The sequence below is a fragment of the Acinetobacter stercoris genome (assembly GCF_900323515.1).
GTDB classification, from domain to species: domain Bacteria; phylum Pseudomonadota; class Gammaproteobacteria; order Pseudomonadales; family Moraxellaceae; genus Acinetobacter; species Acinetobacter stercoris.
The window spans coordinates 1-11,690 of sequence record NZ_OOGT01000124.1; the positions used below are offsets into that span (position 1 = coordinate 1).

11 protein-coding genes and 1 pseudogene are annotated in these 11,690 nt (G+C 37.0%); 11 read left to right on the forward strand and 1 reads right to left on the reverse strand.

What is annotated here, in order from left to right:
- Positions 1 to 124 precede the first annotated feature (124 nt).
- Complete coding sequence (locus tag KPC_RS12640) at positions 125 to 1,051, forward strand: DMT family transporter (protein WP_121974720.1); 927 nt, start codon at positions 125 to 127, stop codon at positions 1,049 to 1,051.
- A gap of 11 nt (positions 1,052 to 1,062) precedes the next feature.
- Complete coding sequence (locus tag KPC_RS12645; RefSeq protein WP_121974721.1) at positions 1,063 to 1,932, forward strand: LD-carboxypeptidase; 870 nt, start codon at positions 1,063 to 1,065, stop codon at positions 1,930 to 1,932.
- Here the strand turns inward: KPC_RS12645 and soxR are convergent.
- Positions 1,915 to 2,421, reverse strand: a complete 507-nt coding sequence (gene soxR / locus KPC_RS12650) for a redox-sensitive transcriptional activator SoxR (protein ID WP_121974722.1) — start codon at positions 2,419 to 2,421, stop codon at positions 1,915 to 1,917. The genes KPC_RS12645 and soxR overlap by 18 nt on opposite strands.
- 70 nt (positions 2,422 to 2,491) lie before the next feature.
- On the opposite strand from soxR, the gene KPC_RS12655 reads away from it, so the two are divergent.
- The 9 genes and pseudogenes from KPC_RS12655 to KPC_RS12695 all read left to right on the forward strand — a co-directional run.
- Positions 2,492 to 2,932, forward strand: coding sequence for a RidA family protein (locus KPC_RS12655; protein ID WP_121974723.1), 441 nt, complete (start codon positions 2,492 to 2,494; stop codon positions 2,930 to 2,932).
- A 21-nt stretch (positions 2,933 to 2,953) separates the two neighbouring features.
- Positions 2,954 to 4,162 (forward strand): MFS transporter, encoded by a 1,209-nt coding sequence (locus KPC_RS12660; RefSeq protein ID WP_121974724.1) that lies wholly within the window; start codon positions 2,954 to 2,956, stop codon positions 4,160 to 4,162.
- Positions 4,163 to 4,900: 738 nt separating this feature from the next.
- Positions 4,901 to 5,452 carry a type 1 fimbrial major subunit FimA gene (fimA, locus tag KPC_RS12665; RefSeq protein ID WP_121974725.1) on the forward strand — a complete coding sequence of 184 codons (552 nt, stop codon included), beginning with the start codon at positions 4,901 to 4,903 and terminating at the stop codon, positions 5,450 to 5,452.
- Positions 5,453 to 5,636: 184 nt separating this feature from the next.
- Positions 5,637 to 5,984: a hypothetical protein gene (locus KPC_RS12670; RefSeq protein ID WP_227591514.1), complete on the forward strand. Its 348-nt coding sequence runs from the start codon at positions 5,637 to 5,639 to the stop codon at positions 5,982 to 5,984.
- Positions 5,985 to 6,003: 19 nt separating this feature from the next.
- Complete coding sequence (locus tag KPC_RS12675) at positions 6,004 to 6,705, forward strand: fimbria/pilus periplasmic chaperone (protein WP_121974727.1); 702 nt, start codon at positions 6,004 to 6,006, stop codon at positions 6,703 to 6,705.
- 5 nt (positions 6,706 to 6,710) lie between these two features.
- Positions 6,711 to 9,329: an outer membrane usher protein FimD gene (fimD, locus tag KPC_RS12680; protein WP_121974728.1), complete on the forward strand. Its 2,619-nt coding sequence runs from the start codon at positions 6,711 to 6,713 to the stop codon at positions 9,327 to 9,329.
- Positions 9,330 to 9,340: 11 nt separating this feature from the next.
- Positions 9,341 to 10,351 (forward strand): fimbrial protein, encoded by a 1,011-nt coding sequence (locus tag KPC_RS12685; RefSeq protein WP_121974729.1) that lies wholly within the window; start codon positions 9,341 to 9,343, stop codon positions 10,349 to 10,351.
- An 8-nt stretch (positions 10,352 to 10,359) separates the two neighbouring features.
- A complete protein-coding gene (locus KPC_RS12690; RefSeq protein WP_121974730.1) occupies positions 10,360 to 10,908 on the forward strand; it encodes a fimbrial protein in 549 nt (182 codons plus the stop codon).
- A gap of 268 nt (positions 10,909 to 11,176) precedes the next feature.
- Positions 11,177 to 11,690, forward strand: a pseudogene (locus KPC_RS12695) (helix-turn-helix domain-containing protein); the annotation flags it as partial.

The window sequence follows — 11,690 nt, forward strand, 5'->3', positions numbered from 1 at the left end:
GTATTAAATTTAGTTATATATGTTTTTTGTGTTTCATATCTTTTTCCAGGCAAAAAAAAATTATACTTGATCTTTCTAAATATCTTGATTCTAGCTATCCAAGATAAAACATATAGTGAGTGTCATGAAACTTGCGTTATCCAGAACACAAATTGGTTCGCTCTTTGCATTATGTTCAGCTTTTTTATTCAGCACTAAAGCAATATTCATTAAACAAGCCTATGCACTATCAGCACAAGTAGATGGAACAGTGCTTATGGCTTTGCGAATGGCAAGTGCTCTTCCCTTCTTTATCATTATCGCCTGGCTCAATCGACATCATAATGGTCATGCAACAGGCAAAGATTGGGCGTTACTTGTACTCGCTGGCTTAATTGGTTACTACTTTTCAAGCTGGTTAGATTTCACTGGGCTTATGTATATCAGCGCATCTTTGGAACGAATCATTTTATTTTTATATCCAACAATGACTGTACTCGCTTCAAGTGTCATTTATAAACAAAAATTAAATGCAAAATCTTTATTTGCAATCTGTTTAAGCTATGGCGGAACTGTTCTGGTCATGTTACAGGAACATAGCAATACCCCAACACAAAGTAATTTATGGCTGGGAATCAGTCTGGTATTTGCCGCAGCGATAGCTTTTGCCTGCTATTTATTACTTACTCCAAGACTGATCCAAAAGTTTGGCTCATGGAATTTTACAGGTCTGGCATTGAGTGTTGCCTGTATCGGAACTTTAATTCACTTTTCTCTGGCAACGTCCCATCCGATTGAACTCATTACTCAGCTTCCGGCAAGTGTGCTGTGGTATGGACTGGCCTTAGGTTTTTTCGTGACTGTCGTTCCAACAATATTGATTATGCAAAGTATTGAACGCTTAGGTGCTTCTCAGTCTGCCATGATTGCATCCATTGGCCCGATCTTGACCATTTTATTGGCTGTTTCATTTTTAGGGGAATATATGACACCTTTACAATGGTTAGGCTGTATTTTAAATATCATTGGTGTCATGATGATCACACTTTCAAAGAAAAAACTTGAACATTGATTTGGAAAATTATGCATATTCAAATTGTTTCTCCCAGTGCCTGTGTCGATGTAGACAAGATTCAACTCGCAAAAAAATTATTAGAGCAATTAGGACATCAAGTATCCTTGGCTGAACATGTTTTTGATCAATATCGCTATCTGGCCGGTACTGTCGAAGATCGTGTTGAGGATTTAAAACTTGCCTTTTTGGATGAGTCCGTAGATTTAATCTGGTGTGGACGAGGTGGTACGGGTGCTGCCCAGCTTCTTCCTTTTCTGGATAACTGGATTTTAAATAAACCTATTATCGGTTATTCAGACAGTACCATTTTACTGAATGAAATAGCCAGGAAAGGTGGTCAGGCCATTCATGGTCCAGTGTTTCAAGAAATAGCCAGTAAAAACCTAGAAGGGACACCCCTATCAACAGATGCACTAGAAGTACTGTGCCTGTTATCAGACAAGAATACAAATCATTATGCAATTTGTCCTGTCAACTCAGCAGCTCTGGCATGTCAGGACATTAAAAATGCGAAAATATTAGGTGGTAATTTGACGACCTTAAGTAGCATACAGGGCACACCATATAGTCTGGAATTAAACACACCAACAATATTGATGCTTGAAGATGTGGGTGAACCCTATTACCGAATTGAACGTTCACTGGTTCAACTGCTACAAAGCATAGATACATCAAAGCTGGGTGCTGTCATTTTAGGGGATTTTTATCAGTGTCCACAAAAAAATGTTCCCCATTCACTCAATCAAATCGTTAGTGAATATCTAGACTTGCTTGATATTCCGCTCTATGAATGTCAATGGTTTGGCCATGGAGAACATAATCGTCCATTCTGGGTTGGTAAGCCAGCATCAATTATCGAGTCACAACTCATCATCTGACTGTTCGGGTATAGACTTCGGCGGATTTAACAGTGTCATTAATACTTCCTGAAAATGTGCTCCAGCCGATTCTTGTGCGAACTGGTCATCTGGGTTCCTTAAAGGACATTGTTTTAGCGACAAACATCCACAACCAATGCACTTATCCAGTTGTTGTCTCAGTTGTAATAATTGCTGAATGTGCTGATCTAATTCAGACTGCCATTTCTTTGACATTTTCTGCCAGTCTTTTTTTGTGGCAATTTTATTCTTTGGTAAAACCTCAAATGCTTCCTTGACTTGTTGCAGGCTCATTCCCACTTGTTGCGCCATTTTTATAATTGCGACACGGCGTAGCATGGCTCGCTGGTATCTGCGCTGGTTACCTTGAGTTCTGGTGCTCCATATCAACTCTTTTTCTTCATAAAAACGAATCGTAGCGACAGTAACACCACTGCGTTCTGCCAGGTCACCAACAGTTATCCATTGATGTAATTCCTTATCTGACATTTTCCTTGACCTCAAGTTAACTTGAGCTTTCATACTATCAAAACTTTTTATAAAACTACTGGTAAAAACAATGAATCTTCCGATAGAAGTTACAGAGCAACAAAAAATCAGACCGTTTAGATTAATTAACCCAAATACTCTTTATAACCCGAAACCATTTGCGTATAGTCACGTGGCTGAAGTGAAACACTTCTTACGTGTACTTCACATTTCAGGACAAGGTGGTGAAAATAAACAAGGTCAACTCTCCCTGGATTTTGCCGAACAAGTACATCAAGCATTTTTAAATATTCAGCATGTTTTAAAAGAGGTTGAAGTCTCATTACATGACATTGCAGTCTTAAGAATCTTGATCGTTGATCATACGCCCAAAAAACATCATTTTTTAATCACAAAAATGCAGGAGCTTTGGAATCAGCATGATTTTCCTGCATGTACATTGATCCCTGTTCCTTGTCTTGCCATTCCTGGTATGCAAGTTGAAATTGAGGCAACTGCGTATTGTTTTTAGCTCCACTGTAAGGAAGTTTTTATGAGCTCTCATCAGGATATTAGCCAAAATAAACCTTTACTCTGGCTAATGGCGATTGCTTGCGGGTTAATGGCCGGTTTAAATTATTACTGCCAGCCTCTGATTCATTCAATCCAACAGTACTTTGCTGTTCCTGAATCTCAAGTTGCTTTAACTGTAACTTTTGCACAGGTTTCTTATGCTTTAGGTTTACTGTTTCTGGTTCCAGTGGGTGATATCGTCAATAAAACCAAATTTATTCCATTATTAATGTTCATGGCTGCAATTGGTTTGCTGCTATGTGGTTTTGCTGTCAACTTAACAATGCTCTGGATCGGTACTGTAATTGCAGGATTATTTTCAGTCGCAGCGCAGGTACTCATTCCTCTGGCTGCGATGGCAGTTAAACCAGAAAAAACAGGGGAAGTTGTAGGTTTTCTCATGAGTGGTTTATTGGTTGGACTATTGCTTTCAACCAGTTTGGCTGGGCTATTATCCAATCTATTTAACTGGAAAGTTATTTATCTGGTAAGCTCGGTTTTTACGTTAACTTTGGCTTTTCTACTTAAGTCCAGATTACCTCAAGTCAGCACATTTAAAATGAGCTATATCCGGATTTTTCAATCCATGGCACATTTATTAAAAGAAGAAAAACGTTTGATTTATCGTGCCTGTGTTGGTGGTTTTGTATTTGCTGCAATGAGTATCCTCTTTTCGACCATTGCTGTCTTACTCACATCAGAGCCATTTAATTTGCCTGACGTACTGGTAGGTACCGTTACTATAGTTGGTGTATTTGGTGCTTTGGCAACAACAAAGTTTGGAAAAATCGCTGATCAGGGTCATACAAAAGCATTAACATGGATCGGTATTAGTATTTTGGCACTAAGCTGGTTATTTCTTTTTATGGGAGAGCGCTGGCTCATAAGTTATGTTGTCGGATATGGCTTGATCAGTTTAGGTCTGACGATGGTTCATACCAGTAACCAAAGTATTATTTTCCGCTTACGCCCTGATGCTAAATCTCGTATTAACGCGATCTATATGACAGCCTACTTTACTGGTGGTGCATGTGGTTCAGCCCTTGGAGTCTATGCCTGGCATCATGGTGGCTGGCCAATGACATGTTTGGCCGGGTTATGTCTGGTATTCGGTTCTGCATTTTTTGCGGCCTTAGATACGATATATCAAACCAGAAAACAAAAAGTAATTATTGAAGAGTCTCTCTAAATGAGATTCTTCAATAGCCTATTATGTTAGTTAATCTTCAAAATTACCTGACAAATTTGCATTTAATCCATGAATCCAATTCTCGACATGATTTACCAGCGAGAGCAATTTGAATTGTTTGCCATTTACATACAATGTAAAGACAAAAAATACGAAATATATACTACAACTGATAATAAAATACCTGAAACTCTCTTTTAATTCATAGTGATTCAGTATACTTTAAACAAATCATTTTTCTTTAGACATGTTACATCTTATATTAGTACAACACGTTAGAGATCCCATCCTAACATACTGTTTTAGATTGCAATAATGTAAAAATACAGTCAGGACTATCTTCTAATCAATGTATATTCAAATTTATTGGTGAACATTTATTTGAAAGCCCAAACCAGCTATTTCACAGCCGATAACAAATAAGTAAAAAAATAAATTTTTAATGAAAAAAATACTCACTCTGTATGAACTACAGCCAAGTATAGCTACTTATCAAAAACCATGATTTAGGCACAATTAAAAATAAACATAAGTTCGTTAATTACAGCTTAACTATGTATAAAAAACAAAGTTTCATTCTTGTATTCCCATCACAATATTGACGTATTTTTTTTAATAAGTTCTTAATTATTAAAAAAGTACGAATAAATACAGTTTATTAGATTTATTGAAAATAGTTTTCAATAACTTTAAAGACAATTCGAAAAAATGATCTTTAAAAAATATGTGGGTTTTACTATGAAATTAGGTTTATTAAGCATTTCAGCATTATCAGCATTAGCTATTTCAACTTCTGCACTTGCAGCTGATCCTGTAACTGTGAATGGTGGTACTGTTCATTTTACTGGTGAAATCGTAAATGCAGCATGTGCTGTTAGCACTGAATCAACAAATCAAACAGTTGACCTAGGTCAATATCGTACAGCTCGCCTAGCCGTTGCTGGAGATAAAACAACTCCTGTTCCATTCCAAATCAAACTTGTTGACTGTGATCCAAAAGTGCAAGCAACTGCTGCAGTTTCGTTTTATGGTCAATCAGTTGCATCTAATGCAAACTTATTAGCTGTTTCTGCTGGCGGAACGAACTCTACAGCTGCAACAAATGTAGGTATTGAAATTGCTGATGATGCATCAAAAATTCTAGGTGTTGGCGGTGCAGATTTTTCTACACCAAAAGCATTAATCGAAGGTGACAATACACTTCAATTTAGCGCTCGCTATGTGGCAACTGGTGCTTCTACACCTGGTCAGGCAAATGCAGATGCTACTTTTGTTGTGAAATATGAATAATCATTTACAAAGATAAGTGATTGATTATATGAGCATCTATTTCATCTTTAAAAAGTGCCTGGTTTTTACAATAGGTATATTGGTGATATCCAATAGCTTTGCTGAAAGCTACGTATTTGGTGGAAGAGCTCATTTTCAGGGAGTTTTAATAAATCAGGGCTGCTCAATTCTAGTTGAGAAGAACATGCCTATCCACGTTAAAACTCCCACTTTACCTGTACATGTTAATTTTTCGTTATGCCCTGTAGGCATTTATGACAACCTGACCATCAGCTTGTCTGAACTGGATAGACCTCTGAAAAGAGTGTTTTACTTTGATGCAAAAAATCAAAACGTTATTTACTTAAACAATGAATTAAATATTCCAAGTCTAGATTTCATAGATTCCAATAAAGAATTTATTCGTCATATTGATTTACCTTCTCATTATGACAGTTTTTCAAAAAATACAATGGGTATTTTTTTGAATCAGGGTAATCCAAATGCATCTACACAAGCTTCGAATATTTTAATTTCTGTTTTTTATCCATAAATTAATTTTAAGGATTTATATGAAATTGAACTTATTTAAAAATAGCGTTCTAAGTATAACCTTAGCATGTTTAGCACCCTATAGTTTTGCCGATAATAATGTCATAGGTGGTATCTCGTTAGGGGCAACACGTGTCATCTATCCTATGGATGCTAAACAGGTTTCTTTGCCTATTGTGAATAGCAACAATAAAGAACGTTTTTTAATTAACTCGTGGGTGGAAACTTCTGACGAAAAAAAATCTAAGGATTTTCTCATTACTCCACCACTTTTTGTAGCTGAAGCAAATACTGAAAACACGCTCAGGATTGTCAGTCTTGCATCACAATTACCCCAAGATCGTGAATCTGTCTTCTGGATTAACGTCAAAGCGATTCCATCTATAGATAAAGCAGACCTGGTGGATAAAAATATTTTACAACTGGCTGTTTTATCCCGAATCAAACTTTTTATTCGACCTAATAACTTAAAAATGAAGCCTGAGGCAGCCCTTGAAAATATTAAATTTTCAAAATCCGCTCAAGGCGTAGTTGTGAATAACGCATCTCCATATCATGTGTCTTTTGTGAATGTTTATATCGACAACACAAAACTACCGAATATTATGGCTGCCCCTTTTGCCGAAACAAAAATTTCAAAACTTGCTGGCAATAAACTCAGCTATCAAACAGTAAATGATTATGGCGGTTTAACTCCAAAAACGAATTTAGAACTGAATTAATCACCATGAGTACTCGATTTGTAATGCCATCTAATACTTTACGTATTAGAAAAAATATCAGGCTAGTACCTTATGGCTTAGCTGTTACTTTACTGATCTCAATGGCTGTTACTAGAGTAACTCATGCTGAGCAGGTATTTAACCCTGCTTTTTTGAAAGATGATTTATCACATTCACAAATCTCGGATTTAACGCGATTTGAAAAATCGACACATCAACTCCCTGGTATTTATCGCGTTGATATCTACGTGAATGATCAATATATTCTGACCCGTGATGTAAACTTTATTGAGAAAACTGACATTAAAGACCGTACAGGTCTATTGCCTTGTCTAGACAGTAAAACGTTGCAAAGTTTTGGGGTAAATATGGGGCAATATCAAGCTCTGTCTGACCCAAATCAACAATGCATCGATTTTATTTCAATTATTGAGGGTGCAAACAGTCAGTTCCAGTTTGATAAACAGAAGTTACATATTAGCTTACCGCAAGCATCCTTACGTAATCAGATCCGGGGCTATATCCCGCCAGACCAGTGGGATTCCGGTATTAACGGGATGTTTGTAAACTACAATCTATCAGGCTATAACAACTCTAAAACTGATACAGACAGCGTCTTTCTAAGACTGGATAATGGACTCAATCTTGGCTCCTGGCAATTTAGACATTCTAGTAGCTGGAATCATAACTCACGTCATGGAAAATCATCCAATGACTGGAATAATTTAAATACCTACCTACAAAAAACCATTATTCCATTAAAAAGCCAATTAATCGTTGGTGATGGTTCAAGCAATAGTGAAGTTTTTGATAGTTTTGGATTTCGTGGCGTGCATTTATCAACAGCCGATGCCATGTACCCAGACAGTCAGCAAGGTTATGCACCAACAGTTCGTGGTGTTGCTAAAACCAACGCAAAAGTCGTGATCAAACAAAATGGCTATGTTATTCACCAAATTAATGTTGCCCCTGGCCCCTTTCTGATACAGGACTTAAATCCAACGTCAATTAGTGGCGATCTGTTAGTGACAATTGAAGAAAATGACGGGTCTGTACAAAGTTTTACTGTACCTTATTCTAGTTTGCCAATTTTCCAACGTGAGGGTCGCACCAAATATAGCATTATTGCTGGAGAATACCGTAGTGGACTTGATTCTCAAGATAGTCCAACAGTTGTTCAAGCCACAGCGATTCATGGACTCCAAAAAGGCTTCTCCGTTTACGCTGGGACCCAGTTATCCGATAAGTATAAAAGTGCACTTTTAGGAATGGGTGCAAACCTGGGAACCTATGGTGCATTGTCTTTTGACCTTACCCATGCTGACAGCGAGCTTGCCGACCAATCTTCACACAGTGGTCAATCGCTACGTTTTCTTTATTCAAAATCATTATTAAGTTCTGGTACAACTTTTCAACTGCTGGGTTACCGCTACTCCACTAAAGGATTCTATACCTTAAATGATGTAGCCTATAACCGTATGAGTGGTTACCATACTTCCCACACTCAGGATGGTAATCAGGCAAATACGCCGATCATCACCGATTACTTTGACTTGTATAACTCCAAAAAGGGTCGTTTTGAAGTCAATATTTCCCACTCACTTGGAAAATATGGCTCTTTATTTGTTTCTGGAAATCAGCAAACCTACTGGGGAACCAATAAAAGAAATGAATGGGTACAAGCAGGTTATGCCAACTCATGGAAAGCCCTTAATTACTCTTTCTCAATAAGTCACAACAAACTGTCACAACTTACAGAAAGTGAAACCATGTATGCAATGAATCTATCCTTTCCTTTAGATAAATTGTGGCCAAAATCCAACTTTACTGACAGTCCAATCAAAAATGCCTATACCACATTTTCAACCACTCAAAACTCGAATGGTAATGAGTCTTATCTGGCAGGGCTAAGTGGAACTTTACTTAAAGACCGCAATTTGAGCTATAGCTTTAATCAAGGACGCGTAAGTAGACAAGGAGATATAGGTTCAGTGACATTAAACTATGATGGCCGTTATGGAACAGTCGGTGCTGGCTATAGTTATGAAAAGAACTCGAACCAGTTTACCTATAATGCATCAGGCGGCATTTTGGCACATCGTGATGGTATTACCTTTGGACAGCCTTTAGGTGCCACATCCATTTTGATTAAAGCCCCAGGTGCTAAAAACGTAAATATCGAAAACTATACCGGTGTTCGGACAGATTGGCGTGGATATGCCATCGTCCCGTATGCAACAGAATATCGTGCCAATCGTATCGCACTTAATTCAAATACCTTTAGCAACAATCTGGAAATCAACAATAATGTCGAAAATGTTGTGCCTATCAAAGGAGCAATCTCAAGAGCAACATTTAACACCAGCATTGGAGTACGTGCCCTCATCACCCTTTCTCATCTCGGAAAATTTGCACCTTATGCAAGTAGTGTTGTCGAAAGTAACAGTTCAGCTCGGGGAATCGTCGCTGATGATGGTCGCACCTATCTCACAGGTTTACCTGTTAAAGGCAATCTAGAAGTTCGCTGGGGAGTTTCTGAGGATGAAAAATGTCTTGCCAGTTATGACATATCCGAGATGGACTTAACCCAACCTATCGTTCAATTCGATCTTGAATGTAAATAGGAGGAGATAACATGAAATATCAACTTTTAATCTCCACATTATTGCTACTCACTTCTGCAAAATCATTTGCTGTTGTCTGTTGGAACAGTAAAGGACAAGGTGTAGTTGATGAGGTTTTTTATGACCTTTCTAACAGCTTCAATAGTTCCAACAATGCAGTGGGCAAAATTGTTGAACTGAAAAAAAACTTCACCAATCAGCTTTATGGCAGGTGCCCTGTTCATAGTGCAAGTATCAGTAACAATAGAACCAAACGTAGTTATGTCACTGATTTACCTGTTGTAGAAAATGTTGACCGATTTCAATATTTACCAATCAATGAATATCTGGTTGGCGCCATGAAAATTACCGATAGCTATGCAGGCGATTTTTACCCTCCAGCAAATTATATCCAAATGGGGAGGGATCCCAATGTTAGTACAGGTGAACCTTTTGGTATATGGGATTCCAATTTTACTTTTAGAATCAAGGTTATTAAACCATTCATTGATTTCATTCCTATTCCCAAGAAAACCATGTTCACCGTATATATCACGACTGGTGCAGGTGAACCTTTAAATATCCCGGTTTATAGAATCAGTTATAGTGGCTCGATTACCGTTCCTCAAAGCTGCAAAATCAATACTGGTGATGTACTCGAGATCAATTTTGGCGACATTCCAGCTTATGCATTCCGACAGGCTGGTCCCGGAAACAAGCCAGCCAATGTAAACAAGCAAGTCCGGACATTAGCAATCCAATGTAACAATATAGAAGCTCAAGCAACTTTAACTCTTCGCCTTGAAGCAGAAAAGGCAAACAATGATGTGATGGTATCGGATAACCCGGATATCGGTTTTAAACTGTCTGACCAAAATGATCGGGTTTTATTACCCAATAACATCAATAGTGTTATTCCCTTTAATCTCCATCAACAACCGGCAAATGTAACGATCAAGGCTTGGCCTGTCAGCACTACAGGAAATACTCCTGCCATAGGACCATTCCGATCAAGAGGCTATCTTCGAGTGGATTTTGAGTAGGTAATAAAATGAAAAATATAACAAAAGTAATAATGAGATCAATGCTGATAAGCTGCTTAAATATCCAAACTTTTTCTTTTGCTGCAGATACTTCTGTTGAGTTAGGGCGCGTGAATATTGAACTTTATGGTGTAGTAACAACTGCAACATGTGGTGTACTGGAATCTGAACAAGAAAAATATGTCCGCCTGGGTTCAGTCAGTAGCAAAAGTTTAAGTACGGTAGGAGATCAATCAACTCCTGTTCCGTTCCAATTCAAAATGAGTAATTGCCCTCCTGATGGTTCTATTACTATTACTTTTGATGGAGCAAAAGACACTGAAAATATTGAACTTTTATCAATAGAAGATACAGCAAGTAAAGCAGAAAATATTGCTATTGAAATTCGTGATCATGATAAAAAAAGATTAGCTTTAGGTAAAAAAAGCGAAATTTTTAAAGTCGATAACAATGGAAATGCTTCAGCACTATTTTATGCAAATTATATTGTGACTAAAGGGCAGGCAACGGCAGGTATTGCCAATGCAAATGCACAATTTTCAATTCAATACGATTGATTCAATAGATGCAATGTTTTAAGAATTTCAAATAACTTGAAAATTCATCAATAAAGATCAAAAGCATCACTTTTAAATTAAAGTTTGAGATTTTATGATCTTTTCTAATTAATCCCAGAAAAACATAATGCAAAATACTGGCATATTTTCAATATGTTATGCAAAGCATTTCTGTTTTATAAATAACGTCATCTGTCTCCATAAATGATACCTTTTGACTCATTGATAAAACAAATAGAACTAAATCCAATAAATGATTGGAGACGTTATGAAATCATTTTTTAAAATAAAAAGTGTCGGGGGAGGTATGGCACATTTATTAGATGATTTTTGCAGACTTAACCATATTCACTCACCAGTAAACCAACAATATAAATTAAATGAACGCATTCCCTTTGGATTATGGCTAAAAAAATTAAGACGGATTCATAGACAATATAAATTTGATGGCTTAGGTCTGGATATAGGTTCAATGGTACAATTTCACCATATAGGAATAGTTGCATATATTGCCAACTCTTGTGGACAACTATCTGAATATCTGGATATTATTCCAAAATATGAAAAGCTATGGTTTAACTATATGCCCAAGAATTACCAAGTCGATCAAAATCATTTTATGATCTACTGGGAAAAACCTGCATATCTACAATCTGGATTATATATTCAAGAAACAGCTATTTCTGAAGAAATTCAGGTTGCTATTTTTTATCAACAATTATCAAAATTAATTAATACAGAAAAAAATATTTTTCATAGCCTGGAATTGACTATTCCAAAAC

Coding starts and splice junctions, on each gene's coding strand:
- KPC_RS12640 (WP_121974720.1), top strand. CDS start 125: ATGAAACTTGCGTTATCCAGAACACAAATTGGTTCGCTCTTTGCATTA.
- KPC_RS12645 (WP_121974721.1), top strand. CDS start 1,063: ATGCATATTCAAATTGTTTCTCCCAGTGCCTGTGTCGATGTAGACAAG.
- soxR (WP_121974722.1), bottom strand. CDS start 2,421: ATGTCAGATAAGGAATTACATCAATGGATAACTGTTGGTGACCTGGCA.
- KPC_RS12655 (WP_121974723.1), top strand. CDS start 2,492: ATGAATCTTCCGATAGAAGTTACAGAGCAACAAAAAATCAGACCGTTT.
- KPC_RS12660 (WP_121974724.1), top strand. CDS start 2,954: ATGAGCTCTCATCAGGATATTAGCCAAAATAAACCTTTACTCTGGCTA.
- fimA (WP_121974725.1), top strand. CDS start 4,901: ATGAAATTAGGTTTATTAAGCATTTCAGCATTATCAGCATTAGCTATT.
- KPC_RS12670 (WP_227591514.1), top strand. CDS start 5,637: ATGCCTATCCACGTTAAAACTCCCACTTTACCTGTACATGTTAATTTT.
- KPC_RS12675 (WP_121974727.1), top strand. CDS start 6,004: ATGAAATTGAACTTATTTAAAAATAGCGTTCTAAGTATAACCTTAGCA.
- fimD (WP_121974728.1), top strand. CDS start 6,711: ATGAGTACTCGATTTGTAATGCCATCTAATACTTTACGTATTAGAAAA.
- KPC_RS12685 (WP_121974729.1), top strand. CDS start 9,341: ATGAAATATCAACTTTTAATCTCCACATTATTGCTACTCACTTCTGCA.
- KPC_RS12690 (WP_121974730.1), top strand. CDS start 10,360: ATGAAAAATATAACAAAAGTAATAATGAGATCAATGCTGATAAGCTGC.